This is a genomic window from Agromyces sp. GXS1127 (assembly GCF_050565425.1).
Taxonomy (GTDB): Bacteria; Actinomycetota; Actinomycetes; order Actinomycetales; family Microbacteriaceae; genus Agromyces.
Genome location: NZ_JBOCIG010000003.1, coordinates 154,259 through 181,034, shown reverse-complemented (window position 1 = coordinate 181,034; position 26,776 = coordinate 154,259). Strand labels below are relative to the sequence as shown.

Below are 26,776 nucleotides of genomic sequence, written 5' to 3'. Positions count from 1 at the left end.
AGCTCGGTCGCTCGCTCGTCGGCGACGCCGTAGACCAGCCGGTCGGGCGTCAAGGTGTCGGCCACCGCATAGCCCTCCCGGAGGAACTCCGGGTTCCAGGCCAGCAGCGCGCCAGAGCCCGCGGCAGCCAGACGCTCGACGAGCGCGGCGGCCGTGCCCACGGGCACCGTGCTCTTGCCGACGATGAGCGATCCGGCGGCAGCGACGGGCGCGAGTGCATCGAACGCGCCGTGCACGAAGCGCAGGTCCGCGCCGTCCGATCCCGGCAGCTGCGGCGTGCCGACGGCGACGAAGTGGACGTCGGCCTCCCCGGCCTCCGAGATGTCGGTCGTGAATCGCAGACGCCCCGATCGCACGCCCTCGACGAGCAGCTCCGGCAGGCCGGGTTCGAAGAACGGCGCCTCCCCGGTCGCGAGCTTGCCGATCTTGGCGGCGTCGGTGTCGACGCCCACGACCTCATGCCCGAGCTTCGCCATGGCGGCAGCATGCACTGCGCCGAGATACCCGCATCCGATGACCGAGATCTTCACATCGCTCCTTCTGGTGAACCCACGCCATTGTCGCGCATCTCGGCCGAATGGCCGCATCGGCCGGTGCGGGCCGCCACGATAGCCTTGGGCGCATGAGCATCGGACGACGCCGCGCCCTCGAAGGCGGCTTTGCGACGTTCGCCCTGTTCACGCTGATCGCGGGTCAGTTCTGGCGGAACCTGCTCGGCTGGTGGGGGTTCGGCGCGATCGCCCTGCTGGTGCTCGGTGGCGCCGTCTGGCTCTGGACGTCGGCTCGTCCACGAGTCAGCTGGCGTCGTGTCCCGAAGTCGACCATCGCCTTCCTGCTCGTGGCGACGTCGTCGATCGCCTGGTCCAACTATCCCGCCACGAGCGTGCTGGGCGTCGTGATCGTCCTCGCCACCACGTTCGCCGGGGTGTCCCTCGCACTGTCCCTCGGCTGGCACGGCTTCCTGCGGGCGCTCGCGTCCGCGCTGAAGTGGGTGCTCGGGCTGTCCCTCCTCTTCGAGCTCTGGGTCGCGCTGTTCGTACGCGAACCGCTGCTGCCCAACTTCGTCGACCACGGCGACGAGAAGGTTCCCATGGCCTTCTACTGGTCCCGTGCGCTCCTGTTCGACGGCGGGCCGATCGAGGGCATCGTCGCAAGCCGCAACCTGCTCGGCATGGCGGCGCTCCTCGCGCTCATCCTGTTCACCGCCATGTACGCAAGCGGCAGCATGCGTCGCGCGCCGGGGATCGGATGGATCGTGACGGCCGGCCTCGTCTTCGCGCTGACCCGCTCGGCGACCGTCATCCTGGTCTCCGTCGCCGTGCTCGTCGCCCTGGCGTTCGCGGTGTGGGCGCGGAAGGTCGGCCCGACGCATCGACGGCGGGTGTACGTCGTCGCAGCCGGAACCGTCGTTGCAGCGGCCGCCCTGCTCGCCCTGTCCTGGAATGCACTGCTCGCCCTGTTCGGCAAGGGCGACGACCTGACGGGTCGACTGGACATCTGGGAGTCGGTCGTCGCCCTCATCGCCGAGCGTCCGTTCCTGGGATGGGGGTGGGTGGGCTACTGGGCCCCTTGGGCGGAGCCGTACGACGGGCTCGCCGTCCGCAAGGGCGTCGAGTACCTGCAGGCGCACAACGCATGGCTCGACGTCTGGCTCCAGGTCGGCGTGCTCGGCCTCATCGCGTTCGCGTCGATCGTGATCGGCGCACTGTGGCGGTCGTGGTTCCTCGCGATCGATCCCCCGCGGGACGCGCGCGGCGCCGTGGTGCCGTACTCCGCCATCTCCCTCGTCCCCCTGCTGGCGATGGTCGCGCTGATCGGGCAGTCGCTCGCCGAGAGCCGGTTGCTCATCGAGGGCGGATGGGTCCTGCTCATCGCGATCGCCTGGGGCACGAAGCGCCGCCAGTGGTCGCCGGACGCCCTCCCGCCGCTGCCGCGTCCGCGTGCACCGTTGCAGGCCGCTCCTCCGGAGGCCCGTCCGTGAGGAACGCGCTGCGCGAGTTCGCCGACTCGGCGCGCCTCGCGCAGGCCGTGACCCTCATGTCGATCGGCCTCGCGTTCTCGACGCACGCGGTCCGCGCGGTGATCGGCTGGCCGGGCCTCCTCGCGGCGCTCGCGACCCTGATCGTGCTCGCCGGGCTGTCGCTCGTGGCGCGATGGCGGGCGGTGGAGTGGTACGGCATCCTGCCGCTCACCATCCTCGTCTTCGTCGGATGGTGCGGCGCCTCGGTCATCTGGTCGACCCGGCCGACCGCCACGCTCCTCGGTCTCGGCTACCTCATCGCGTTCGGCGTGCTCGGGGTCTACGTGGCCCTCATGCGCGACACCATCCAGATCGTCCGCGCGTTCGGCGATGTCTTCCGGCTGCTGCTGGCCGTCTCGCTCGCACTCGAGGTGCTGTCGGGGATCCTGCTCGACCTGCCGATCGCGTTCCTCGGCATCGAGGGCGACATCGCGACGCTCGGCCCGATCCAGGGCCTGTTCGGATCGCGGAACGTGGTCGGATTCGTCGCGCTCATCGCGCTGATCACGTTCATCATCGAGTCCCGCACCCGGAGCGTCACCCGCGGTCGGGCCGTCGCCTCGATCGCACTCGCCTCGATCGTGCTCGTCCTGTCCGGCTCACCGACGACGTGGATCGCGCTGGGGACGACGCTCGTCGCCCTCGCCGCGCTCTACGGCCTGCGCCGCGTTCCGGCCGAGCAGCGCTGGAGGGTGCAGCTCGCACTGCTCGGAGGCGCGGTCGCGGTCCTCGTCGCCGCCTGGCTGCTGCGCATCCGGATCATCGAGCTCCTCGATGCGCGCGCCGAGTTCGACGTGCGCCTCGACGTCTGGCGCGAGGTCTCCCGTTACCTCGCGTCGAATCCGCTGCAGGGGTGGGGATGGGTCGGGCGATGGCCGGACAGCCCCCCGTACGTCTGGATCGAGCGCGCCGTCGGCCGGGACCTCGGCTCGGCGCTCAGCGCGTACATCGACGCGTACTTCCAGGTGGGCGTGATCGGCGTGCTGCTCTTCGCGTCGCTCCTCGGCGTGGCGCTCGTGCGATCCTGGCTGCTCGCCTCGAACCGTCGGAGCGTCGTCTACCTCTGGCCCGCGCTCGTGCTCGTCGCGATCGCCGTGACGAGCTTCGCGGAGAGCTTCGCCCTGCTGGAGGGCGGCTGGATGCTGCTCGTCGTCTGCGCGGTGAAGGCGGCGCGCGACATGAGCTGGCGCGATGCGCTGGCGTCGACGCGCTGATCCCCTCACCGGACCATGGCGACAGACGGTCAGGATCCTGCCACTACAATCTTCCGAGTGACCTCCCCCGCCCCCGCTGACGACCTCACCGGCTTCAGCACCCCGGGAAGCGGACGCGGCATCCTGGACGTCTTCCGGTACGGGTACCTGCTCCGCCTCCTCATCCGCAAGGGAACCCAGACCCGCTACCACGGTTCGATCCTCGGTTGGACCTGGTCCTACGTGAAGCCGGCGGCGCAGTTCGCCATCTTCTACGTCGTCATGGGCGTCTTCCTCAACCTGAATCGCGGCATCGAGAACTTCCCGGTCTACCTGTTCTCCGGAATCATCGTCGTCAACCTCTTCAACGAGGCATTCGGCAATGCCACGAGGTCGATCGTCAACAACAAGGCGCTGGTCAAGAAGATCTACCTGCCGCGGGAACTCTTCCCCGTCGCCGACGTGTTCATCGCCTTCGTGCACTTCCTGCCCCAGCTGGTCATCCTGCTGGCGGTGCTGTTCTTCGTCGGCTGGGCGCCGACCCTCGTGCAGCTCGCGGGAGCTCTGCTCGCGATCGTGATCGTGCTCACGTTCGCGCTCGGCCTCGGCCTGCTCTTCGGCGCATTGAACGTCTCCTTCCGCGACGCGCAGAACCTCGTCGAGATCATCCTGCTCTTCGCCACGTGGACCTCGCCCGTGCTCTACCCGTTCACGCTCGTCCGCGAGAAGCTCCCGCCGTGGCTCTTCGACCTGTACATGGCGAACCCGCTCACGGTCGCGGTCGAGCTGTTCCACTCGGCGTTCTGGTTCCCGACGACGAGCGGGGCCATGGAACGGCCCGAGCACCTCTGGCTCCTCGCCGCCGTCGGCGTCGTCATCGTGGCGTCGCTGGTCGTCGTCGGCCAGTTCGTCTTCCGCAAGCTGGAGGGTCGTTTTGCCCAAGACCTCTGAAGCCCGTCCCAGCATCATCATCGAGGACGTCGCGAAGCACTTCACGCTGCGCCACACGCAGTCGTTCAAGGAACTCTTCATCTCGTGGATCCAGCGGAAGAAGCTGACGAGCTCCTTCCAGGCCCTCGACGGCATCGACGTGCGCGTCGCCGAAGGGGAATCGGTGGCCCTGCTCGGGTACAACGGTTCGGGCAAGTCGACGCTCCTCAAGCTCATCTCCGGTGTGCTCCGGCCCGATCGCGGTCGGATCCTGACGCGAGGGAGGGTCGCCGGACTCATCGAGGTCGGCGCCGGATTCCATCCGGACCTGTCCGGGCGGGACAACGTGTACCTCAATGCGGCGATCCTCGGGATGAGCAAGTCCGAGATCGACGCACGCTTCGACGAGATCGTCGAGTTCTCCGAGATCGGCGACTTCATCGACACCGAGGTCAAGCACTACTCCTCCGGGATGTTCGTGCGTCTCGCGTTCTCGGTCGCCATCCACACCGAGCTCGACATCCTGCTCGTCGACGAGGTGCTCGCGGTCGGCGATGCGCCCTTCCGCGAGAAGTGCAAGGCGAAGATCCGCGAGCTGGTCGACGAGGGCAAGACGATGTTCGTCGTGAGCCACGATCTCGGCATGGTCACCGAGCTCTGCAGTCGCGGGATCGTCATCCGCCGGGGCCGGATGATCTTCGACGGCCCCGTCGACGAGGCTGTGGTGGCGCTCAAGGAGAGCTCGCGCTGATGACCGGCGAACGGACCATCGCCGTCGTGCTCGCCGGCGGCGTCGGCACCCGGGTCGGCTTGGGCATTCCGAAGCAACTCATCCGCATCGCCGGCAAGGCGATCGTCGAGCACACGATGGAGACGCTCAGCCGGAATCCGCTGATCGACGAGATCCTCGTGATGATGAATGCGGAGAGCATCGACGAACTGCGCCACCTCGTCGGCGACCCCCGCTTCCCGAAGCTGCGTGCCGTGCTCCCCGGCGGCGAGACGCGGAACGACACCACCCGCCTCGCGCTCGACGCGCTTCCCGAGGACCCAGCGACACGCGTGCTCTTCCACGACGCCGTCCGCCCGTTCATCGACGACCGCATCATCGAGGAGTGCGTCCGCGCACTCGACGACTACGACGCCGTCGATACCGCCATCCCCTCGGCCGACACGATCATCCAGGTCGACGACGACGTGATCACCGCGATCCCGGTGCGGTCCCGGCTCCGTCGTGGTCAGACCCCGCAGGCGTTCCGGCTTGGGACGATCCGGCGCGCGTACGACGCCGCGGCCGACGACCCGTCGTTCGCCGCGACCGACGACTGCGGTGTCGTCTTCACCTACCTCCCCGAGGTGGCGATCCGCGTGGTCCAGGGCTCGGCGGAGAACATGAAGATCACGGAGCCGCTCGACCTCCACATCGCGGACAAGATCTTCCAGCTCCAGACCGCCGGACTCGCACAGCTGGGCGGCGACGCCTCGCTCGATCTCTCAGACCGGACGATCGTCGTCCTCGGCGGCAGCTCCGGGATCGGGGCCAGCATCGCCGATCTCGCGGAGCGCGCCGGTGCACGGGTGTTCGCCTTCAGTCGTTCCACGACGGGCACCGACGTGACCGATCGGGACTCCGTCCGCGGTGCGCTGGAGCTCGCGGCATCCGCCGGCGGCATCGACCACGTCGTCGTCACCGCTGGCGTCCTCACGATCGCTCCCCTCGCGGACACGACCGAGCAGTCGCTGCGCGACACCCTCGAGGTGAACCTGCTGGCGCCCGCGACGGTCGCCCAGGAGGCGTTCCCCCACTTGCTGGCATCCCGCGGCCAGCTCCTGTTCTTCACGTCGAGCTCGTACACGCGAGGTCGCGCGGGGTACAGCCTCTATTCGGCGACGAAGGCCGGCGTCGTCAACCTGACGCAGGCGCTCGCGGACGAATGGGCGAGCGACGGCGTCCGGGTGAACTGCATCAATCCGCAGCGCACGCGGACGCCGATGCGGACCAGGGCGTTCGGCGACGAATCCCCTGACACGCTGCTGGATCCCGACGACGTCGCCGCGGTCAGCCTCAGGGTGCTGGAGGCCGAGATCACCGGTCAGATCGTGGATGTCCGCGTGAATTCCTGAGCGACGCTGCGCGGGGGGCTGCCGGTGCGATCGAACGACCGAGGATCTCAACCGCGGCCCTCCGGGGGCCGCACCTCCTCGAGCACGAAGTCGTAGAGCTCGGCGACCCGCCGACCGTCGCCGCGGAGCTCGTCGATCTCGCCTCGGAGCGTCGAGACCTCGCGCTCGAGTCGCTGGACGTGCCGCGGCAGGTTGAGGATGTAGCCGATCCCGCGTGCGACCCGCCTGAACGGCCGACGAAGCTGTGCCATCACCGGTTCCTTCCTCTCTGTTCTGCGGTCATCACGACCGTGGCCTCGCGCCGTCGGGCGCCGAGGGAGTGCCAGGACCCCGTCGACAGGGTCTCGATCCGCAGGCCGGCGTCCGCGGCTTCGCGCTGCAGGAGGCCGACCGGCAGGTGCCAGGTGCGCGGGTCCTCGTGACGGTAGTCGGGTGGAAGCTCGGTCCCGATCGTGGCGACGGCCTCGCCCCCGCCGTCGATGAGGTGGCGGACGACGCGCAGCACCTGTGCGCGGGTCTCCGGCACGAGCCCCTCCAGCACGTGACCCAGCACGACGTGCCAGTCCCGTCGCTGACGAAGGAGCGGAGCGGCGGCCCCGAGGAGCGCCCGGCCGTCGGCGAGGTTGCACTCGACCGTGCGGACACGGACGCCCGCGGCATCCGCCGTCTCATTCGCGCGCGTGAGGCCGGGACGGCTGAAGTCGACGGCGACGACGTCGAGCCGGGGACCGGCGAGTGCGGTCGCGAGGGCGCCGGTGCCGCTTCCGAGGTCGATGACGCCCGTGGCGGAGGACCAGCGGTCGCGGAGGAGCTCGAGGAGTCGCGCGTCGACCGCCTCCTCGGCATCGGGGTCCGCGTGGAGGTCCTCCCAGAATTCGCGGTTCGTGTTGTAGACGCCGAACCAGTTCTCGAACCGACGGCGCGTGGACGGGGGCGTCTCGAACCGGAACGACGGGTCGGGGGTGCGCCAGGCCGGTCCGTAGGTCCGCGCCAGCCAGGTCTCGGGGTCGGCGACCGAGGGCATGTCGGCCCCCGCCAACGGGACGGTCGTGCGCGGCAGGATGGCGAGCCCGCGCGCCGGCGTGCGGACCGCGATGGGCTGGCAGTACCGGTCGCCGATCGTGAATCCCGGGAAGAGGTCGACGTAGTGGTCCACGCGGCCCTCGGCATCCGAGAACAGCACCTGGAGGTGCGATCGACTGTGCGGTCGGACGTCGAAGCCCGCCGCGGCGAGCGCGCGCTCCAGTTCGAGGCTCTCGAGCACGACGTCGACCCGCCCGTCGGCCTTCGACACGTACCCGACGTCGGCGTCGTCGTCATGCGGGAGGAAGTCGCCCGATCGGATGGCTCCGAGGAGCGTGCCTCCCGTGATGAAGGGCTGCATCCCGAGCTCCTCGAGGACGGCGATCACGGCGTCGAGGCTCGTCATCAGCCGGTCGGCGAACGCGTCGTCGCCCTCGACCGCCCGTGCCGGACGACCCCACTTGTTCACGACGAGCTCGCGACCCCTCGCGTCCACGAAGCGGCCGTCGCCATGGGTGCCCGGCGCGAACTCGATCCGGCCCGCCCACAGCACGCTGCTGTCCGCTCCGCGCAGCTCCACGTCTGCGGGCCCGCGGACATGCGCGGCGAGCGTCGGCGGCCACTCGACGCGAGCGGACTCCGGCGAGGCGGTGACCGACCAGACGCGCCGACCGGCGATCAGCGTATCGATGCGCTCCGACCCTCCGGCGAGGTCGACCTCGAAGCCGCGGGCGCCCACGGAGGCGATCGACGGCGCGGATTCGGGCAGGTCGGACCGCGGGTTGGGCATGAGACTCCCGGGTGGGCGGGGGCGGGCAGTCCCAGCATCATATCCGCACCGCAGCGGGCCGGCGCGCGGAGGCCGGGGCGCCGACCACAGCGGTGCGGGTCCGGGCTCAGCAGCGCGTCAGGCGGGCCACGCGGTCGGAGAGGACCGCGCTCCCGCCGAGCAGGCGCAGCTGCGAGATGCCCTTGTCGAGGACGACGGAGGAGATGCTCGACGGGACGCAGGTCGGCCGGCTGAGCAGCAGGGGCGCGCCGACCTTGCCCGCGGCGGCGGCCCCGGCGAGCGCGTCCGGGTAGGCGGCGCCGGTGGCGAGGTAGGCGGGTCCGCCCGACCCGTAGGCGCCGCGGACGACCGACGCGCTCGTCGCGTAGCGATCCGAGCCGGCGTAGCGCTTCACGGTGAACGAGGCCTTCAGCGAGCTCTCGATCCCGGACGAGACGACCGCCGTTCCGCCGGCGATGCGCACCTCGTCGACCCCGAGCGCGGAGAGCAGGTTGCGGGTCGCGGTGTCGGCACTCCGGGCCGTGCCGTGGACCAGCACGATCGGCCCCTTCACCTTGCCTGCGGCCGCACCGGCCGAGAGGGCGTCGGCGTAGCCGGTGCCGGTGGCGAGATAGGCCGTCGTGACCGTGCCGAACGCGTAGTCCGCGATCCGCCGGGAGGTCTCGTACCGGTTCGCACCGCTGATGCGCACGGTGGGGGCGATCTTGGCGAGCCCGCTCTGCACGGTGCTGCTCACGACGCCCGTCCCTCCGACGAGGACGATCTTCGCGGGCTTCAACCGGGCGAGCTCGGACGCGGTCGTCGACGGCAGCGACGTCCGTCCGGTCAGCAGCAGCGGGCCGCCCTGCGCCGCGGCGGCCGGCGCCGCCGACAGCGCGTCCGGGTAGTCGAGACCGGACGCCACGTAGGCGACCGGCACGCCCGCGTTCGGATACGTCGCCTTGGAGACGGCGACCGCGGTGCCGTAGCGATCCGACCCCGCGTACCGGGTCCACGGGATGTCGAGCCTCTGCCGCGGATCGCCGAACCAGTCGCGGTGGATGCGCCAGAAGTTCCGGTTGCCGTACGAGGAGCACGTGTCTCCCGTGTCGTAGAGGTTCGCGAGGGCCTCGGCGTTCGGCTGGTAGGGCGTGTAGTAGTACAGCGCCGCGGTGGCGCGGTTCTGGATGACGACGTCGGACCCCCCGCAGCGCGCGGCATCGGGGTGGTAGAGGATCCGGTTGGCGGAGCCGACCTTGATCCAGGTGAACGAGCCCTCCGGGTTGCCGTACCACGTCAACTGACGACCGGCCGCGTAGACCTGGTTGAAGAACCCGTAGTAGGTGGTGTCGCATGCGGAGGTGTCCGGGCATCCGTAGCCCATCGCCTTCTGCATCTGACCGAGCCCGGGGTCCGGGTCGGAGATGAGCGATTGCTCCTTCTCGAGCGTCACGAGGATGACGCGCGCGCTGATGTTGCACGCGCGCTGGACCTTGTAGATGATCCGCGCAGCCGACTCGGCCTTCCCGCCGGTGTACGTCGAGCAGGTGCCCCAGCTCCAGGTCCGCGTCGGGGTGTCGACCTTGTAGTTCGCGAGGCAGTACGAGTTCTTGCACGTGCCGACCCGGGCCTGCAGGAACGACTGGATCTGGGATTCGCTCATCGCCGAGCCGTTGTAGAAGTTCGCGTCGATGATGAGGTTGCCCGCCGTGAACCCGGTCGCGGCGGTCGCAGCAGCGACCCCGGAGGTCTCCCCGACGGACGGGGTACCGGCATCGAAGGCGTCGTCGGCACCGCCGACGGCGACCTCGGCGACCTCCTCGTCGGGGTCGACCGTCTCGTCGAATTCCTGGAGTCCGCGCTCCCGTGCGCCGGTCGCCGGGTCGCTCACACCGGCCTCGGCGGCCTGGAGGCGGAGGTGCGCCTCGTACTGGCGCTGCTCCTCGGAGAGCTCCGAGACGGTGCGGCCGGCGCCCTCGCCGGGCGCGTCCCGCCAGGCCGGGACGTCGATCGGGGTCTCAGGTCCGCGCGGCGACCCCGCGACCGTGTCCTCCGCGTGCACGGCCGTCGTCGCGGTCATCGCGATGACCACGCCCGCGACCACGCTCGCCACCCATCGTCGCGCCAGCATCACTCACCTCGACTCCCCCAGCGTCGAGCCCGAACGGCAGGCCCGACGACTCCACACACCCTAACGCGGGGCCGATTCGGGCGACAGGTCAGTCCCGGCGCGTCGAGGGCTCGGCCCGCTCGGCGGTTCCGCCGGGGGCAGGGGCCCGGTCGAGGGCGATCTGCCGTGCCAGCTCGGTCACGTCGTTCTCGATCGATCGGAACCGACGATGCGTGGTGGCCACGTACCCGAGGAACGTCAGGACCAGGAGGTACGTGATCAGGTCGGCGCCGCGGCCGATCCCGACGAGGTTCGCCAGCGCCGTCCAGAACTGCGGGAAGAAGACCGACGACGCGACGATCAGGATGAAGGCGAGGAAGATGATGCGCCGGATGGCCTGGTGCCGTGCACCGCCGGGGCGGAGCATGAAGGCGATCGCGAGGATCACGGCGATCACGGCGAGGATCTGGAAGACGATCAGCACGAGGCGGTCCTCACTTGAAGAGCAGGTCGACGAGGATGTTCACCGAGTTGAGCAGTGATTGCCCCTTCGACTTCGAGTAGTCGGTGTAGACGATGTGGGTGGGATACTCGGTCCACTTCGCGTCGAGCTCCCCGATCTGGTCGACGAGCTCGGAGGCATGCGCCATCCGGTTCTGCCTGATGCGGATGCGTTCCAGCAGCCGCCGGTCGATCACGCGCAGGCCGTTGTGCGCATCCGTCAGCGCCATGCCCGTCGTGACGCGAGTCCACCAGGCCGCGGTCTTCAGGACGAGCCGCTTCATCGCCCCGACCTTCGTCCGGCCGTCGAGGAACCGCGAGCCGACCACGATGTCGTAGTCGCCCTCACGCAGGCGCTCGACCATGCCCAGCGCATCGGCGACCTGGTGCTGGCCGTCGGCGTCGAAGGTCACGACGTCGGTGGTCTCGGGATCGCGGAGCGCGTACGAGAAGCCCGTCTGGAGGCTGGCTCCCTGACCGAGGTTGATGGGGTGGCGCACGACGACGGCGCCGGCGGATTCGGCTCGGGCTGCGGAGTCGTCCCGGCTCCCGTCATCCACGCAGACGACATGGGGGAAGGTCTTCCGCACCTCTCGGATCACGGACTCGACGACGCTGCCCTCGTTGAACATGGGGATGACCACCCAGGTGCGAGGCATGACTACGAGTCTGACACACCCGCATCGAACGGTTAGCGTGGTGCCATGCACGCGCACCCCGCGACGGACCGATGAGCGTCCGGATCCGCTTCGACCTCGACCGGCCAGAGGAGCGCGGCTTCGCCGGACGCGGCGGACTCTCGATCGTCGGGGTGGCGATCCAGGGCCTCGTGCGCTTCGTCTACAGCGTCCTCATCGGCCGGCTGCTCACGCCCGCGCTGCTCGCGGCCACGAACAGCGCCATCTCGCTCGCGCTGTTCACGAGCCTGCTCTGGCCCACGGGTACGGCCGCCGCGGCGACGAAGTTCGTCGCCCGCGCCCGCGGTGCCGGAGACGAGGCCGCGGTGCACGGGATCGCCCGCCACCTCGCGATCATCTCGCTCGCGGCGGCCGTGCCGCTCGCGCTCGGCGCCGCCGCGTTCTCCTGGTGGTCGCTCGCGCCGGGCGACGGCCTGCAGGCCGCGCTCGTGGCAGCGCTCGTCGTCGCATGGGCGATGTACAGCTATGTGCGGGGCCTGCACTTCGCCGTGCACCAGGTCGGGCGTGCCACGCTCTGGGACGCGATCGCCGCATCGACCGCGATCGTGCTGCTCCTCGTCGTCATCGTCCTCGACGCCAGTGCGCTCCTGCTGCTGCCGCTCACGATCGGCTACGCCCTCTACGCGCTCGCCGGCATACCCAGGCGTCACCCGCGGGCTCGCGACCCGCTGCCCGCCGACCTGCGTCGCGAGATGCTCGGGTTCACGGCGTGGTCGACGCTCGGGACGCTGGCGAGCACGGGCCTGCTCCAGCTGAGCATGGTGGTCGCGGGTTCCGTCGGCACGCCCGACGAGGGCGGCGCCTACGCCGCCGCGCTGACGCTCGCGACCCCCGCCTCGATGGTCGCACGCTCCCTCTCGCTCGTGCTGTTCCCGACGATGGCCCAGGCGACCGGGCGGGCGGACCACGCGTCGGTGCGCCGCCAGACCGACCTCGTGAGCCGCGGGCTCGTCGCCGTCATGGGTGCGATCCTCGGCACGATCGCCGTCGCCTCCGAGCCGATCGTGCTGCTGTTCTTCGGCGCCAGGTACGCCGACGCCCGCGCACCGCTCGTGGTGCTGCTGGCCGCGACCTTCCTCGTCACGGTCAACGTCGCCGCGGTCAACGCCCTGAGCGCCGGCACGCGGCGCGGCGTGCGGATCCCGGCCCTCCTGAGCGCGGTCGGCATGCTCCTCGGCTTAGTCGCGACGTGGCTGCTGGTGCCCGGCCTCGGCGTGCTCGGCGTCGCCGTCGGGTACCTCGTCGGGGCGGTGGTCATCGGCCTCGGCCCGATCGCGTGGGTCTGGACGACGGAGCGGATGCGATGGGGCTGGACGGCGGCGCGCGCGACCGTCGGCGCGCTGGCGGCCACGGCACTCGTGGTCTGGCTCGGCACGGCGGAGCCCGGATGGTGGTGGTCGGTCGTCGCCGCAGCCGGATTCCTCGGGCTCTGGGTGCTCCTGATGATGCCCGAGGTCCGCATGGTAGATTCGCTCCGGCGTCCCCGCGGGTCTGCGGGAGCGGAGTCACCCTGAAAGGAACCCGGAGTGGTGTTTGTCGCGCCCGGAGCAGACGTGTCGCCCGCGGCATCCGTCGGAGAAGGCACGAAGGTCTGGCACCTCGCGCAGGTGCGGGAGGACGCCAGGATCGGCGCAGGCTGCATCATCGGTCGCGGGGCCTACATCGGCACGGGCGTCGTGATGGGCGACCACTGCAAGGTGCAGAACGGCGCGCTCGTGTACGAGCCCGCGAGGCTCGGCGACGGGGTGTTCGTGGGGCCGGCGGTCGTGTTCACGAACGACGCCTACCCGCGCGCGATCAACCCCGACGGCACCCTGAAGAGCGCCTCGGACTGGGAGCCCGTCGGCGTCACCGTCGAGGACGGCGCCTCGATCGGCGCACGCGCGGTGTGCATCGCACCCGTGCGAGTCGGTCGCTGGGCGACCGTCGCGGCCGGCGCCGTCGTCACCAAGGACGTGCCCGACTACGCACTCGTCGTCGGGGTGCCCGCACGGCGGGTCGGCTGGGTCGGCCCGGCCGGCGTGCCCCTCGTGGAGGAGGACGGCGCGTGGACCTGCCCGGCGACCGGACGACGATTCGAACAGCACGGCGAGACCCTGAGGGAACTGGACGCATGACGAACGAATTCATCCCGCCGGCGAAGCCCATCGTCGGCTCCGAGGAGCGCGCCGCGGTCGATGCGGTGCTCGCATCCGGCATGCTCGCGCAGGGGGCCGAGGTCGCCTCCTTCGAGCAGGAGTTCGGCGATGTGCTCCTCGACGGACGCGCCGTCGTCGCCGTGAACTCGGGGACGGCGGGCCAGCACCTCGGGCTGCTCGCCTCGGGCGTCGGCCCCGGCGACGAGGTGATCGTGCCCTCCTTCACGTTCGCCGCGACGGCGAACTCGGTCGCCCTGACGGGTGCCACGCCGGTCTTCGCCGACATCGAGCCCGACCACTTCTGCCTCGACCCCGCGGATGTCGCGTCCCGCATCACCGAGCGCACGGTCGGCATCATGCCCGTCCACCTCTACGGCCACCCCGCGGACATGACCGCCTTCGAGTCCCTGGCCGCCGAGCGCGGGCTCGCGTTGTTCGAGGATGCCGCGCAGGCCCACGGTGCCGCGCTGGACGGGCGCCGCGTCGGCACGTTCGGCCGGTTCGCGATGTTCAGCCTCTACCCCACCAAGAACATGACGAGCGGCGAGGGCGGCATGGTGTCGACCGGCGAGGCCGACGTCGAGCGCCTCCTGCGATTGCTGCGCAACCAGGGCATGGAGAAGCAGTACGAGAACGAGGTCGTCGGCTTCAACGCCCGGATGACGAACATCCACGCCGCGATCGGGCGCGTGCAGCTCACCAAGGTGTGGGGCTGGACCGAGCGTCGCCGGCAGAACGCGGCGTTCCTCGACGCGAACCTCGAGGGGGTCACCACCCCGCCCGTCGCCGACGGCGCCGAGCACGTCTACCACCAGTACACGATCCGCGTGCCGGAGGACCGCGACGGCTTCGCCGCCGCGCTGCGCGAGCAGTACCAGGTCGGCTCAGGCGTCTACTACCCGATCCCCAACCACCGGCTCCCGTCGTTCGGTTTCGACCTCGACCTGCCGGAGACCGAGCGCGCCTCGCGCGAGGTGCTCTCGCTGCCCGTCCACCCCTCGCTGTCCGAGGGCGACCTCGAGCGCATCGTCGAGGCCGTGAACGCGCTCGCGAAGGCGGGTGCGTGATGGCGGACCTCCGCATCGGCGTCGTCGGACTCGGCATGATGGGGCGTCATCACGTCCGGGTCAGCCGGGAGATCGAAGGCGTGCAGCTCGTCGCGGTCGCCGACGCGCAGGGGGACCCGCACGGCGTCGCCGGCGGCCTGCCGGTGCTCGAGTCCGTTGCCGCACTCATCGACCAGCGGATCGATGCGGCGGTCGTGGCGGTGCCCACGGGGTACCACGAGGCGGTCGCGCTCGAACTCGCCGACGCCGGCGTGCACACGCTCGTCGAGAAGCCGATCGCCAGCGACAGCCGGGCCGGCGAGCGTGTCGCGGCGGCGTTCGAACGCAACGGGCTGGTCGGTGCCGTCGGACACATCGAGCGGTACAACCCGGCGCTCCAGGACCTTCGCCGGCGACTCGCCGACGGCGAGCTGGGCGAGCTCTACCAGATCGCCACACGGCGTCAGGGGCCGTTCCCGGCCCGCATCGCCGACGTCGGCGTGGTCAAGGACCTCGGCACGCACGACATCGACCTCACCGCGTGGCTCGCACAGTCGCCGTACACGTCCATCGCCGCGCGGACGACCACGCGATCCGGTCGGCCGCACGAGGACATGGTCTCGGCGACGGGCCAGCTCGCGAACGGGACCATCACGAACCACCTCGTCAACTGGCTCTCTCCGATGAAGGAGCGGGTGACCGTTGTCACGGGCGAGCGCGGTGCGTTCGTCGCCGACACCGTGAGCGCCGACCTCAGCTTCTTCGAGAACGGCACGCAGGCGACCGAATGGGAGTCCGTCGCCGCGTTCCGAGGGGTCTCCGAGGGGTCGATGACCCGCTTCGCCCTGACCAAGCGCGAACCGCTCCGCTCCGAGCACGAGGCGTTCCGCGACGCCATCCTGGGGCGCGCCGCGAACACCGTGACCATGCGCGAGGGGCTCACGACCCTGCGCGTGGCGGAGGCGGTCGTGGACTCCGCCCGCACCGGCGAGTCCCGCGCGCTCCCGCCCGCATGACGGGCGCGCGCGTGCGCGCGGTCATCGCCACGCGCCTGTTCCCACCCGAGGTCGGCGCCGCCGCCTTCCGGCTCCGCGCGCTGGCCCGCGGGCTCGACGACGCCGGCGCGAGCGTGCGCGTCATCACCACCACGCCGCCGTCCGGCCCTGCCGACGACGGACCGATCGACGTCCGCCGTGCGCCCGTGCTGCGCGACCCGGGGGGCAACGTCCGGGGCTACGTTCAGTACCTGAGCTTCGACGTGCCGCTGTTCTTCCGCCTGCTCGTCACCCCCGGCGACGTCGTCGTGGCCGAGCCGCCGCCGACGACGGGCGCCGTCGTCGCCGTCTGCTCGCTGCTGCGTCGCCGCCCGTTCGTGTACTACGCCGCCGATGTGTGGTCCGATGCGGTGGCGGCCACCGGCGCCTCCGGCGTCGTCGCCCGAGTGCTCCGAGCCGTGGAGGCCTGGGTCCTCCGCCGGGCCGCGCGCGTCGTCGCGGTCTCCCCCGAGGTCGCCGATCGCGTGGCCGACCTCGGCGCCGCGCGCGAGCGCATCACGGTCGCGCCGAACGGCGTCGACACCGACGTGTTCCAGGTCGGCGACGAGCGCCGGCCGTCGTCGCCGACCTTCGTGTACACCGGGACCATGTCCGAGTGGCAGGGCGCCTCGATCTTCATCGACGCGCTCGAGCTGGTCCGCCGGGATCACCCGGATGCGACGCTCCACTTCTACGGCCAGGGCTCCGACGAGGCGAACCTGCGGACCCGGGCCGCCCGCCTCCCGCAGGACGCCGTCTCGTTCCACGGAGTGGTCCCGCCGGCGGTCGCCGCCGAACGCCTCCGGACCTCGACCGCGGCGCTCGCGAGCATCGTCCCCGGCCTCGGGTACGACTTCGCCAAGCCCACGAAGATCTACGCCGCCGCGGCGTGCGGCGCGCCGATCGTCTTCGCCGGCGCGATCGACGGTGCGGGGTCGCGCCTCATCGACGACGCCGCGCTCGGGTGGGCACCCGGGTACGACGCCGACGCCGTGGCCGAGGCCATGCGAGCGGCGATCGCGGCCGACGGCGCCGACGAACGGACGGTGCGCCGCGCAGCGCGGGCGGACTGGGTCGAACGGAACGCGTCACTGGCTCGGACCGGACGGATCGCCGCCGCGGCCGTGCTCGACACGGCGACCGGCCGCCGTCGCGCTCAGTCCGCCTGAACCCCGACGAGCGCGTCGACCACGCGCCGCGCCGCATGTCCGTCGCCGTAGGGCGTGGCATCCGTCGCCGCCGGGAGCGGTCGCACGACGGCGGCCGCGAGGTCCTGGGTCTCCGGGTCGACCAGCCGGTTCCAGCCGAGCTCGACCGTCTCGACCCACTCGGTCTCGGGACGGATGGTCGTGCAGGGCACCCGGAGCAGGAACGCCTCCTTCTGCAGGCCGCCGGAGTCCGTCACGACGCCGGCGCTCGCCGCGGCGGCCGCGACGAGCTGCGGGTAGGCCAGCGGAGGGATCGCGTGCAGCGCCCCGCGGTCGAGCGAGAGCCCGTGCTGCTCGGCCAGCGCACGCAGCCGCGGGTGCGCGAGGAGCACGACCGGGCGGTCGAGGGAGGCGAGGGAGTCGAGGATCGCCGTCAGCCTGGTCGGGTCGTCCGTGTTGTCGGGGCGGTGGATCGTGCTGAGGTAGAAGGCGCCCGGCTCGACCCCGTCGAGCGGGAGCGGCTCCCCGGCGACGGCGTCCCTCGTGGCGAACAGGACGTCGGTCATCACGTCGCCGACCATGACGCTGCGCTCCGCGAGGCCCTCGTGCGCGAGATGCCGCATCGCGACCTCGCTCGGCGCGAGCAGGAGGTCGGCCGCATGGTCGGTGAGGACGCGGTTGTGCTCCTCGGGCATGCGGCGGTTGAACGATCGCAGGCCCGCCTCCAGATGCGCGAGCGGCAGGTGCATCTTCACGGCCGCGACGGCGGCCGCGAGCGTCGAGTTGGTGTCTCCGTAGACGAGCACCCAGTCGGGCGCGTACTCCTCGAACACCGGCTCCAGCCCGGCCAGCATCGCGGCGGTCTGCGCACCGTGCCGACCGGAGCCGACCTCGAGGTTGACGTCGGGCTCGGGGATGCCGAGATCACGGAAGAACACGTCGGACATGGCCTCGTCGTAGTGCTGCCCGGTGTGCACGATCACGTGCTCGGCACGCCCCGCCATCGCGTGGGCGATCGGGGCCAGCTTGACGAACTGCGGGCGCGCGCCCACGACACTCAGGATTCGCACCGTACGACTGTACTCGGTCGGGTGGACCGCGAGGTGACCGCGGTCAGGCGGCGGAGGCGACGAGCCTGGCGAGGATCGCCCGTTCCGTCGACTCGTCGGCTTCCGAGCTCAACTCGGCCGATGCGCGATCGGATGCGGCCTTGAAGTCGCGGACGGCGTCGCCGTCGAGTGGCCGGAGCGCGTCGGCGATATCGGCGGCCGAGTAGCCTGCCGTGACGACCCCGAGCCCGTACCGATCGATCAACGCGTCGGTCTCGACCGCCGGTCCGAAGACCAGGCCGAGTCTCGCCTGCACGAAGTCGAAGAACTTGTTCGGCAGCATCAGCCGATGGTTCACCGTGGCCTGCGGCAGCGCGTAGACGCCCAGATCGTACCGGTTGAGCACCCCGGGAAGCTCAGCGGGCGTCACGGCAGGATGGATCGTCACCCGATCCGCGCCCGAGGCGCGCCGCCCCAGGTCGTCGAAGTACCCTCCATCCTGCTTCGCCTGGACGAGGTACAGGTCGAGGGTGAACCGATCGTCGAGCATGAGGGTCGCGTCGATGAGTGCTTCGATGTTGCGCCCGGGGACGGCGCCGCCGCTGTGGACGAGGCGGATGCGCCCGGGTTCGGGCGGACTCGGCTGCAGGGGCTGCCTCGGGATCGCGTTGCGCACCACCTCGCAGGCGATGCCGAACTGCGTCTCGTAGAGGTCCGCGATGGACCGGTTCACGGTCGTGACCGCATCGGTGCCGGGCAGATACCCAGCACAGACCCAGCGCATGTAGGGGGCGACCAGCAGGCGCCAGCTGAGGACATGGGTCCGCTCCTCGGGTGCCCACTCGTGCATGTCGCCCCAGATCCGCGCACCGCGACGGACGGCATGCGCCAACGGGAGGGCGCGCGCCTCGTTCGCGACGATGACGTCGAAGCGTCGTTCGCCGATGAGCTCCAGTGCCGCACGAACGGCCGGGGCGGCGAGCTCGACGGCGCGGAATCGGTGCAGTGCGAGGGCCGCGACGCCGGTCGGCGTCTGAGGAAGCGATGGGAGGTGGGCGGGGATGGACAGGTGCTCGACGACGCCGTCGGGCCCGTCGCCGTAGCCGACCGTCGTCACGTCGCCGAACTCCCGCAGGATGGCCAGCTGGCGCAGCACGCGCGCATCGCTGGGGAAGTGCGAGAAGGAGATGGAGAGGATGCGGGGGCGTCCGGGCATGCCTCCAATCGTATGCCGCGGGCCGGTTCGGCCCGCGTTCAGGGGCCCGTTCCCGGGCTCGGCTATCCTGAGGTGTCGCGCGCGCGGCCGTTTCCGCGCGCCTGCCGCCCCCCACCACCTCAGGAGACGTACGTGAACGCCGATCTTCTTGTCGTGGGCTCCGGATTCTTCGGGCTCACGGTCGCCGAACGACTCGCCGAGGAGCTCGGCCTCCGAGTGCAGGTGATCGATCGGCGAGCCCACATCGGCGGGAACGCGTACAGCGAGGACGAGCCGACGACGGGCATCGAGGTGCACCGCTACGGCGCCCACCTCTTCCACACCTCGAACGAACGGGTCTGGGAGTACGCGAACCGGTTCACGGCGTTCACCGACTACGTGCACCGGGTCTACACGCGGCACGCGGGCGAGGTCTTCCCGATGCCGATCAACCTCGGCACCATCAACCAGTTCTTCCGAGCGGCCCACGGTCCGGAGGAGGCGAAGGCCCTCATCCGGGAGCAGGCGGGCGAGCTCGCCGGGACCGACCCGCAGAACCTCAACGACAAGGGGATCCAGCTGATCGGCCGGCCCCTCTACGAGGCGTTCATCAAGCACTACACCGCGAAGCAGTGGCAGACCGATCCGAAGGACCTGCCCGCCGCCGTGATCTCCCGGCTGCCGGTGCGCTACACGTACGACAACCGCTACTTCAACGACACGCACGAGGGCCTCCCCGTCGACGGGTACACCGCGTGGCTCGAGCGGATGGCCGACCACCCGCGCATCGAGGTGACCCTCGGCACCGACTTCTTCGACGACTCGCACGGGTTCTCGCGGAGCAAGGTGCTCGGGCAGCTCCCCGTGGTCTACACCGGTCCCGTCGACCGCTACTTCGACTTCGCCGAGGGCGAGCTCGGATGGCGAACGCTCGACTTCGAGCAGGAGGTCCTGCCGATCGGCGACTTCCAGGGCACCTCGGTCATGAACTACCCCGACGAGGACGTCCCCTTCACGCGCATCCACGAGTTCCGTCACTTCCACCCGGAGCGCGATTACCCGACCGACAAGACCGTGATCATGCGCGAGTTCTCCCGGTTCGCCGAATCGGGCGACGAGCCCTACTACCCGGTGAACACCGCGACCGACCGCGAGCGACTGCTCGCGTACCGCGACCTCGCGCGAGGCGAGCGCGATGTGCTGTTCGGCGGCCGGCTCGGCACCTACAAGTACCTCGACATGCACATGGCGATCGGTGCGGCTCTGAGCATGGTGGACAACAAGCTCGCCCCGGCGCTCCGCGACGGTTCCGCCCTGCAGAGCGGCGGCGTCGACGAGTGAATCCGCCCGTGATGCCCGCCGGTGATCGGACGCCGGAGGGACGATGACCTGGTTCGAGGCCGTTCCGGCGATCGTCGTCGCCGTGTTCCTCCTCTTCGGCCCCGGCCTGCCGATCGCGTGGGCGGCGGGAGCGCGGGGGCTCTCCCTCGTGGCGATGAGTGCGCCGGCGTCGCTCGGGGTCCTCGCCGTGGCCAGTATCGCAGCGGGTCTCGTGAACGCGGCCTGGTCCCTCCTCCCGGTCGTGGCGGTGGCCGTCGCGCTCACGGTGGCCGCCCTCCTGCTTCGCCGGGCGTACGGCCGGACCGAACCGAGCAGTGCCCGGGTGGCCCGGACGCTCGGTCCCGCCCTCCTGGGTGGCGCCGTCGGCGGCGGCATCCTGCTCGTCGCGCTGACGGCCGCCATCGGCGCTCCGGATCATCCGAACCAGCTCTACGACGCGGTGTTCCACCTGAACGCGACCCGGTTCGTCCTCGAGAACGGCACGGCGTCGCCGCTCGAGATGACGCTGTCCACGCCCGAACGATCGTCGGGGTTCTATCCGACGGTCTGGCACGGCAGCGCAGCGCTGGTGGCCGCGCTCGCCGGGGTCGACGTCGTGGTCGCGACGAACGCCCTCACGATCGCCGTCATCGTGGGGGCCTGGCCGATCGCCGTCATGCACCTGGCGCACGTCCTCCGGCCGGCTTCGGGCGCCATCGTCGCATACGGCGGCGCCCTCTCGGCGGGGTTCGCCATGTTCCCGTTCGGTCTGCTCTCGTGGGGCGTGCTGTACCCCAATCTGCTGGGCATCGTGGTCCTGCCGGTGCTCCTGGCGCAGCTCGCCGTCCTGCTCCGCGTCGCGGAGCCGTCCTGGGCGACGCCTGCGGTCCTCGGATGGCTGCTGTTCGCGCTCGGCGTGGGCGGTGCTGCGCTGGCCCATCCCAACACGGTGTTCTCCCTGGCGGCCCTGGGGGCACCGATCATCGCGGCGGCCGCGTGGTCAGCCGTCCGGCGAGCGACTCGGCGGCGGGACCGCGTCGTCCCGATCGCGCTCGCCGCCGGCTACGTGATCGCGATGGCGGTCCTCTGGACGATCGTCCGGCCGAACGCGACGCACTGGCAGCCGTTCGAGTCGATTCCGCAGGCGTTCGGAGAAGCCCTCCTGCTGGCACCGCTCGGACGCCCGATGCCCTGGGTCCTCGCCGGGCTCTTCCTGCTCGGCGCGTGGGCGGAGGTGCGCCGCCGCCGGTTCTGGGTCATCGGCGGGCAACTGGTCGCGATCCTGCTGTACCTCGTGGTCGCCGCCGTGTGGAACGAGGCCCTGCGGACGTCGATCGTCGGGGTCTGGTACAACGATGCGAACCGCGTCGCCGCGCTCCTCGGGGTCCTGGGGATCCCCCTCGCCGCGCTCGGCGCGTCGGTCGCGCACGACGCGGTTCGCGGATGGCTCGCGCGCACGAGCCTCGCTCGTCACCGCTTCGCCGCACTCGCAGCGCTCGCGCTGGTCTTCGCGGTACTGGTCGCGGGCAGCCAGTGGCGCACCCTGTCGACGCAGGTGCCGTTCCTGCGCGACGAGGCATTCGCGTTCGACGACGATTCGGCCATCGTCTCCCCCGACGAGGTCGCCATCTTCGAGGAGGTGGAGGAGATCGTGCCGCCCGACGGGATGGTGGCCGGCAATCCGTGGAGCGGCGCCGCGCTCGTCTACGCCTACACGGGGCGCACCGCCTTGCTCCCCCACCTCCAAGGCGTGTACGGAGACGAACGCTGGGACGTCGCCGCGTCGCTGGCACAGGATGCGACTGCGGTGTGCGACGAACTCGACGACCTCGGCATCGACTACGTCCTCGACTTCGGAGACCGCTACGTGATCAGCGGACGCGGAGACGCCGATCGTTACGCTGGTCTGAACGATCTGGCCCGTTCCGAGGCCGTCACCCTCATCGCTGAGCAGGGCGAGGCCAGGCTCTACGAGATCTCCGCCTGCAACTGACCCGACCCCATCACCCAAGGAGCCCACGCGTGAAGATCGCCGTCATCGCCCTCGGCAAGATCGGCCTGCCGCTCGCCGTCCAGTTCGCCTCGAAGGGGCACGAGGTCGTGGGGGTCGACGTGAACCCCCGCACTGTCGAGCTCGTGAACTCGGCCGTGGAACCGTTCCCCGGCGAGGCGCACCTGCAGGAGAAGCTCACCGAACTCGTCCCGGCCGGCCGGCTGCGGGCCACCACCGACTACGCCGACGCCGTCCCCGGTGCCGATGCGGTGGTCCTCGTGGTCCCGCTCTTCGTCGACGAGGAGGCCCGGCCCGACTTCGGGTGGATGGATGCCGCGACCCGATCGCTCGGCGAGCACCTCACGGCCGGCACGCTGGTCGCCTACGAGACCACCCTCCCCGTCGGCACCACCCGGACGCGCTGGAAGCCGATGCTCGAGGAGGCGTCCGGCCTCGTCGAGGGCGAGGACTTCCACCTCGTCTTCTCGCCCGAGCGCGTGCTCACGGGACGGGTCTTCGAGGACCTGCGCAAGTACCCGAAGCTCGTCGGCGGCCTGACCGAGGCGGGCGCGCGGCGCGCCGTCGAGTTCTACGAGGCCGTGCTCGACTTCGACGAGCGCCCCGACCTCGCCCGCGCGAACGGCGTCTGGGACCTCGGTTCGGCCGAGGCATCCGAGCTCGCCAAGCTCGCCGAGACGACCTACCGCGACGTGAACATCGGCCTCGCGAACCAGTTCGCCCGCTTCGCGGGCGAGCACGGCATCGACGTGTACCAGGTGATCGAGGCGTCCAACTCGCAGCCGTACAGCCACATCCACCAGCCGGGCATCGCCGTCGGCGGTCACTGCATCCCCGTCTACCCGCGCCTGTACCTGTGGAACGACCCGGCCGCGACGGTGGTCCGGGTGGCGCGCGAGGCGAATGCGGCGATGCCGGAGTACGCGGTCGCCCTGCTCGAGGGAGTGCACGGCGACCTCGCCGGCCAGCGCGTCGTCGTGCTCGGCGCGGCCTACCGCGGCGGCGTGAAGGAGACGGCCTTCTCCGGCGTCTTCGACACGGTCCGGTCGCTCACCGCGCGCGGTGCCGAGGTCTCGGTGCACGACCCGCTCTACTCCGACGACGAGCTCGCCGCGCTGGGCTTCGCCGCGTACCACCCGGGCGAGGCCGTCGACGCGGCGGTCGTGCAGGCCGACCACGCCGAGTACCGCGACCTCGGGCCGGCGGACCTCCCGGGCATCCGGTCGTTCGTGGACGGGCGCCGGGTGAGCTCGGCGGAGCGCTGGCCGGGGGTGGGCTACCGGGTCATCGGGAAGTCGTGACGTGCGCGTCGCGCTGACCAAGAGCACGTTGCGGGTGCCGCCGACCTACTTCGCGGTCCAGCATGCGATGCGCCTGTCGAGCGCGCACCACTTCCGGTTCTTCACCGGGGTCGCCGAACTCGGCGACCCCGCCGTCGCCGCGGCCGTCGAGGTCGTCGAGGCGGTCCCGGCGCCGTCGCTGGGGTTCCGTCGCCGGGAGCTGCTGCTCCCGACCGCGCTGCCGCGCTGGTCGCGGCAGATCTCGGCGTGGCATCCCGATCTGGTCCACCAGCACTTCGCGACGTGGTCGACGCCGGCCGTCGGCGCGGCTCGACGGGCCCGGGTTCCGCTCCTCACCACGGTCCACGGCGCCGACGTCGAGACCGCGATCCGCCCCGCGGCGACGGCGATGCAACGCTGGCATCACCGCAACGTCGCCGCGGCCGGCGCGGCGAGCGCACGCATCCTGGCGGTCAGCCGCCACCTCGCCGATCGGGCCGTGCTCGCCGGCCTCCCGGCCGATCGGATCGAGGTGCACTACCAGGGCGTCGACACCGACGTGTTCCGCCCCGGGGAGGCCGCAGCGGAGACCGACGGTCCGCCGCGCGTCGTCTTCGCCGGAGCGCTCGTCGAGCGGAAGGGCGTCCTCGACCTCGTCGAGGCCTCCCGTCGCGTCGCCGATCGCGCGCCGCACGACCTCCGGATCATCGGCTCGGGGCCGCTCGGCGACCGGCTCGTCGGCGAGACCGCGGCGGACCGGCACGTCCGTCTGCTCGGACGACTCGATCGGGCCGCCCTGCGCGCCGAGCTCCAGTCGGCGTCGATGCTCGTGCTGCCCACGCGGACGCTCGACGGCGGGCAGGAGGCCGCCGGCCTCGTCCTCGTCGAGGCCCAGGCGTGCGGCGTGCCGGTCATCGCCTACCGGTCCGGGGGCACGCCCGAGATGATGCGCCCCGACGAGACCGGGCTGCTGGTGCCCGAGGGCGACCGATCCGCGCTCGCGTCCGCGATGGCGCAGCTCCTGCGCCTCTCCCCCGCCGATCACGAGCGGATGTCGCGTGCCGCGCGCCGTTTCGCCGTCGAGGAGCGCAGCCTCGACGTCAGCGTCCGCGAGCTCGACGAGCACTACCGCGCCCTCGTCGCCTGAACGGACGGGGTCCGCCCGACCGGCGCGAACGGGCCGTTCGGAACGGCCGGGTATCCTTGCCCACGGCCTCGAACCGATTGAAGGAGCTCCGTGTCCAACCCGACCACGTCGACCACGATCCAGAACGTCGTCTTCCCCGCGGACCGCGACCCCGACGTCCTGGCGCTCTACGCCGACCCGGAGACCTGGACCACGCTCGACGGCGAGCCCGTGCAGGTCACCTCGCACGGCCACATCGACGACGTGCAGAGCCGGCACTCGATCCGCATCCGGGCCGGCGCGCGCGTGTCCTTCGCGAGCTACTTCAACGCCTTCCCGGCGTCCTACTGGCAGCACAGCACCGTGCTGAAGACCGTCCGGCTCCGGCTCGAGGTGCGCGGCGAGGCGACGGTGCTCGTCTACCGGTCGAACCCGCGCGGCATCGCGCAGCGCGTGGCCTGGAAGCGGTCGGAGGGCACCGACAGCACCGTGCTCGACTTCGAGCTCCCGCTCGAGCGGTTCGCCGACGGGGGCTGGTACTGGTTCGACATCGTCGCAGGCGACGACGGGGCCGTGCTCGAACGCGGCTCGTGGTCGGCCGATCTCCCGGACAGCGGCACCCCGGGCGGCCTCACGCTGGGCATCACCACCTTCAACAAGCCCGACTACTGCGTCCGGACCCTCGAGACCCTCGCGGCCGATCCCGAACTGCTCGCCGAACTGTCGATGATCTTCCTCACCGATCAGGGCACGCGACTCGTCCAGGACCAGCCGGGCTTCGACGAGGTCGCGGCGCGCCTGGGCGACAAGCTCACGGTCCTGCGCCAGCCGAACCTCGGCGGCTCGGGCGGCTTCAGCCGCGCGATGGCCGAGAGCCTCGAGGTCGAGGGCGCCGGCTACGTCATGCTCCTCGACGACGACGTGTCGGTCGAGTCCGAGAGCATCCTCCGGGCGCTGCGCTTCGCCCGCGCGACGAGCCGCCCGACCATCGTCGGCGGCCACATGTTCGACCTGAACTCGCGGACGGTGCTCCACGGGTTCGCCGAGAAGGTGGACCAGTCGGCGTTCTTCTGGGGCCCCTCGACGCCCGAGCAGGAGCGTCACGACTTCGCGCAGGCCAACCTCCGCCAGTCGCCCTGGATGCACGCGCGCATGGATGCCGACTACAACGGGTGGTGGATGTGCCTCATCCCGCTCGAGGTCGTCCGCCGCATCGGCCTGTCCCTGCCGGTGTTCATCAAGTGGGACGACGCCGAATACGGCCTGCGCGCGAAGGCGGCGGGCATCCCGACCGTCTCGCTGCCCGGAGCGGCGCTCTGGCACATCTCGTGGATCGACAAGGACGACAGCATCGACTGGCAGGCGTACTTCCACGCCCGCAACCGCATGGTGGCCGCGCTCATCCACTCGACCGTGCCCAAGGGAGGACGCCTGCTGCGATCGAGTCGCCGCATCGACCTCAAGCACCTGCTCTCGATGCAGTACTACGCCGTGACGCTGCGCCACCGTGCGCTCGCCGACGTCCTCGACGGGCCCGGCGCCCTGCACCCGGCCATGCCGACGAAGCTCGCCGAGGTGCGCGCCGCGGCCGCCGACTTCCCCGAGACGGCGGTGCACCCGTTCGACGAGGACCTCCCGTCGACCACCGAGGGCAAGCGCATCTACCCGATCGACCAGACCGGCGCGGCACCGACCGGCCCCAGGCTGATCGCCTGGACCGCGAAGTCCGCGCTGCGTCACGCGCTTCGCGACCCGGCGGACCGGAACGTCGCCCGCCCGCAGGTGGAGCTCGCGAAGCACGATGCGACCTGGTATCGCGTCCCGGGCTTCGACAGCGCGCTGATCTCGACGGCCGACGGCGCGGGCGCGAACTGGTATCACCGTGACCGGCGGACCTTCCGCCGGCTGTGGCGGGAGAGCCTGAACCTGCATCGGCGGCTGGAGCAGGAGTGGGACCGGCTCCAGTCGGAGTACCGGGCGAGCGTGCCCGAGATCACCTCGCCCGAGGCCTGGCGCCGGACGTTCGGCACCGCCGACTGATCGGACCCGAGGTGCGTCGAC

General features: G+C 71.1%; 22 protein-coding genes and 1 pseudogene. 15 read left to right on the top strand and 8 right to left on the bottom strand.

The window, feature by feature from the left end; all coding sequences use genetic code 11:
- Window positions 1-530 (bottom strand): annotated as a pseudogene (locus ACQ393_RS06335) (UDP-glucose 6-dehydrogenase); the annotation flags it as partial.
- A gap of 92 nt (window positions 531-622) precedes the next feature.
- Here ACQ393_RS06335 and ACQ393_RS06330 point away from each other — a divergent pair.
- Genes ACQ393_RS06330 through ACQ393_RS06310 form a run of 5 tightly spaced genes read left to right on the top strand, consistent with a single transcriptional unit; the run spans window position 623 to window position 6,267 of the window.
- Window positions 623-1,981: an O-antigen ligase family protein gene (locus ACQ393_RS06330; protein WP_430645981.1), complete on the top strand. Its 1,359-nt coding sequence runs from the start codon at window positions 623-625 to the stop codon at window positions 1,979-1,981.
- Window positions 1,978-3,234, top strand: coding sequence for an O-antigen ligase family protein (locus ACQ393_RS06325; RefSeq protein ID WP_430645980.1), 1,257 nt, complete (start codon window positions 1,978-1,980; stop codon window positions 3,232-3,234). The genes ACQ393_RS06330 and ACQ393_RS06325 overlap by 4 nt, the downstream gene beginning before the upstream one ends.
- Window positions 3,235-3,291: 57 nt before the next feature.
- Complete coding sequence (locus tag ACQ393_RS06320; RefSeq protein ID WP_430645979.1) at window positions 3,292-4,164, top strand: ABC transporter permease; 873 nt, start codon at window positions 3,292-3,294, stop codon at window positions 4,162-4,164.
- Complete coding sequence (locus ACQ393_RS06315) at window positions 4,148-4,894, top strand: ABC transporter ATP-binding protein (protein WP_430645978.1); 747 nt, start codon at window positions 4,148-4,150, stop codon at window positions 4,892-4,894. The genes ACQ393_RS06320 and ACQ393_RS06315 overlap by 17 nt, the downstream gene beginning before the upstream one ends.
- Window positions 4,894-6,267 carry an SDR family NAD(P)-dependent oxidoreductase gene (locus ACQ393_RS06310; RefSeq protein ID WP_430645977.1) on the top strand — a complete coding sequence of 458 codons (1,374 nt, stop codon included), beginning with the start codon at window positions 4,894-4,896 and terminating at the stop codon, window positions 6,265-6,267. The genes ACQ393_RS06315 and ACQ393_RS06310 overlap by 1 nt, the downstream gene beginning before the upstream one ends.
- A 47-nt stretch (window positions 6,268-6,314) precedes the next feature.
- On the opposite strand, the gene ACQ393_RS06305 is transcribed toward ACQ393_RS06310, so the two are convergent.
- The 5 genes from ACQ393_RS06305 to ACQ393_RS06285 form a co-directional block, all read right to left on the bottom strand.
- Window positions 6,315-6,518, bottom strand: a complete 204-nt coding sequence (locus tag ACQ393_RS06305) for a hypothetical protein (protein WP_430645976.1) — start codon at window positions 6,516-6,518, stop codon at window positions 6,315-6,317.
- Window positions 6,518-8,080, bottom strand: coding sequence for a methyltransferase domain-containing protein (locus tag ACQ393_RS06300; protein ID WP_430645975.1), 1,563 nt, complete (start codon window positions 8,078-8,080; stop codon window positions 6,518-6,520). The genes ACQ393_RS06305 and ACQ393_RS06300 overlap by 1 nt, the downstream gene beginning before the upstream one ends.
- A 106-nt stretch (window positions 8,081-8,186) precedes the next feature.
- Complete coding sequence (locus ACQ393_RS06295) at window positions 8,187-10,190, bottom strand: cell wall-binding repeat-containing protein (protein WP_430645974.1); 2,004 nt, start codon at window positions 10,188-10,190, stop codon at window positions 8,187-8,189.
- Window positions 10,191-10,278: 88 nt separating this feature from the next.
- Window positions 10,279-10,653, bottom strand: coding sequence for a DUF2304 domain-containing protein (locus ACQ393_RS06290; protein ID WP_430645973.1), 375 nt, complete (start codon window positions 10,651-10,653; stop codon window positions 10,279-10,281).
- A gap of 10 nt (window positions 10,654-10,663) precedes the next feature.
- Entirely contained in the window at window positions 10,664-11,329 is a 666-nt protein-coding gene (locus ACQ393_RS06285) for a glycosyltransferase family 2 protein (protein ID WP_430645972.1), read from the bottom strand.
- A gap of 71 nt (window positions 11,330-11,400) precedes the next feature.
- On the opposite strand from ACQ393_RS06285, the gene ACQ393_RS06280 reads away from it, so the two are divergent.
- From ACQ393_RS06280 to ACQ393_RS06260, 5 genes are read left to right on the top strand one after another with little or no spacing between them, the layout of a single operon-like run.
- Window positions 11,401-12,882, top strand: a complete 1,482-nt coding sequence (locus ACQ393_RS06280) for a lipopolysaccharide biosynthesis protein (protein WP_430645971.1) — start codon at window positions 11,401-11,403, stop codon at window positions 12,880-12,882.
- Between the two features lie 12 nt (window positions 12,883-12,894).
- Entirely contained in the window at window positions 12,895-13,485 is a 591-nt protein-coding gene (locus tag ACQ393_RS06275) for an acyltransferase (RefSeq protein WP_430645970.1), read from the top strand.
- Entirely contained in the window at window positions 13,482-14,573 is a 1,092-nt protein-coding gene (locus ACQ393_RS06270; protein ID WP_430645969.1) for a DegT/DnrJ/EryC1/StrS family aminotransferase, read from the top strand. Before ACQ393_RS06275 ends, ACQ393_RS06270 begins: the two co-directional genes overlap by 4 nt.
- Window positions 14,573-15,568, top strand: a complete 996-nt coding sequence (locus tag ACQ393_RS06265; RefSeq protein WP_430645968.1) for a Gfo/Idh/MocA family protein — start codon at window positions 14,573-14,575, stop codon at window positions 15,566-15,568. The genes ACQ393_RS06270 and ACQ393_RS06265 overlap by 1 nt, the downstream gene beginning before the upstream one ends.
- 11 nt (window positions 15,569-15,579) lie before the next feature.
- On the top strand, window positions 15,580-16,755 hold the full coding sequence (locus tag ACQ393_RS06260; protein ID WP_430645967.1) for a glycosyltransferase family 4 protein: 1,176 nt from the start codon (window positions 15,580-15,582) through the stop codon (window positions 16,753-16,755).
- Here the strand turns inward: ACQ393_RS06260 and wecB are convergent.
- Both wecB and ACQ393_RS06250 read right to left on the bottom strand, forming a co-directional pair.
- Window positions 16,743-17,804 carry a non-hydrolyzing UDP-N-acetylglucosamine 2-epimerase gene (gene wecB, locus ACQ393_RS06255; protein ID WP_430645966.1) on the bottom strand — a complete coding sequence of 354 codons (1,062 nt, stop codon included), beginning with the start codon at window positions 17,802-17,804 and terminating at the stop codon, window positions 16,743-16,745. The genes ACQ393_RS06260 and wecB overlap by 13 nt on opposite strands.
- A gap of 43 nt (window positions 17,805-17,847) precedes the next feature.
- The gene (locus ACQ393_RS06250) at window positions 17,848-18,999 is read right to left on the bottom strand and encodes a glycosyltransferase (RefSeq protein WP_430645965.1); all 1,152 of its coding nucleotides are present in this window, start codon (window positions 18,997-18,999) and stop codon (window positions 17,848-17,850) included.
- A gap of 132 nt (window positions 19,000-19,131) precedes the next feature.
- On the opposite strand from ACQ393_RS06250, the gene glf reads away from it, so the two are divergent.
- From glf to ACQ393_RS06225, 5 genes are all read left to right on the top strand, one after another.
- Window positions 19,132-20,319, top strand: coding sequence for a UDP-galactopyranose mutase (glf, locus tag ACQ393_RS06245; RefSeq protein ID WP_430645964.1), 1,188 nt, complete (start codon window positions 19,132-19,134; stop codon window positions 20,317-20,319).
- Between the two features lie 43 nt (window positions 20,320-20,362).
- Entirely contained in the window at window positions 20,363-22,291 is a 1,929-nt protein-coding gene (locus ACQ393_RS06240; RefSeq protein ID WP_430645963.1) for a DUF6541 family protein, read from the top strand.
- A 29-nt stretch (window positions 22,292-22,320) separates the two neighbouring features.
- Window positions 22,321-23,610 carry a nucleotide sugar dehydrogenase gene (locus ACQ393_RS06235; RefSeq protein ID WP_430645962.1) on the top strand — a complete coding sequence of 430 codons (1,290 nt, stop codon included), beginning with the start codon at window positions 22,321-22,323 and terminating at the stop codon, window positions 23,608-23,610.
- 1 nt (window position 23,611) lies between these two features.
- Entirely contained in the window at window positions 23,612-24,736 is a 1,125-nt protein-coding gene (locus ACQ393_RS06230; protein WP_430645961.1) for a glycosyltransferase, read from the top strand.
- A 90-nt stretch (window positions 24,737-24,826) separates the two neighbouring features.
- Complete coding sequence (locus tag ACQ393_RS06225; protein WP_430645960.1) at window positions 24,827-26,755, top strand: glycosyltransferase; 1,929 nt, start codon at window positions 24,827-24,829, stop codon at window positions 26,753-26,755.
- The last annotated feature ends 21 nt before the right edge of the window (window positions 26,756-26,776 follow it).

Coding starts and splice junctions, on each gene's coding strand:
- ACQ393_RS06330 (WP_430645981.1), top strand. CDS start 623: ATGAGCATCGGACGACGCCGCGCCCTCGAAGGCGGCTTTGCGACGTTC.
- ACQ393_RS06310 (WP_430645977.1), top strand. CDS start 4,894: ATGACCGGCGAACGGACCATCGCCGTCGTGCTCGCCGGCGGCGTCGGC.
- ACQ393_RS06305 (WP_430645976.1), bottom strand. CDS start 6,518: ATGGCACAGCTTCGTCGGCCGTTCAGGCGGGTCGCACGCGGGATCGGC.
- ACQ393_RS06300 (WP_430645975.1), bottom strand. CDS start 8,080: ATGCCCAACCCGCGGTCCGACCTGCCCGAATCCGCGCCGTCGATCGCC.
- ACQ393_RS06295 (WP_430645974.1), bottom strand. CDS start 10,190: ATGCTGGCGCGACGATGGGTGGCGAGCGTGGTCGCGGGCGTGGTCATC.
- ACQ393_RS06285 (WP_430645972.1), bottom strand. CDS start 11,329: ATGCCTCGCACCTGGGTGGTCATCCCCATGTTCAACGAGGGCAGCGTC.
- ACQ393_RS06280 (WP_430645971.1), top strand. CDS start 11,401: ATGAGCGTCCGGATCCGCTTCGACCTCGACCGGCCAGAGGAGCGCGGC.
- ACQ393_RS06270 (WP_430645969.1), top strand. CDS start 13,482: ATGACGAACGAATTCATCCCGCCGGCGAAGCCCATCGTCGGCTCCGAG.
- ACQ393_RS06265 (WP_430645968.1), top strand. CDS start 14,573: ATGGCGGACCTCCGCATCGGCGTCGTCGGACTCGGCATGATGGGGCGT.
- ACQ393_RS06250 (WP_430645965.1), bottom strand. CDS start 18,999: ATGCCCGGACGCCCCCGCATCCTCTCCATCTCCTTCTCGCACTTCCCC.
- ACQ393_RS06240 (WP_430645963.1), top strand. CDS start 20,363: ATGACCTGGTTCGAGGCCGTTCCGGCGATCGTCGTCGCCGTGTTCCTC.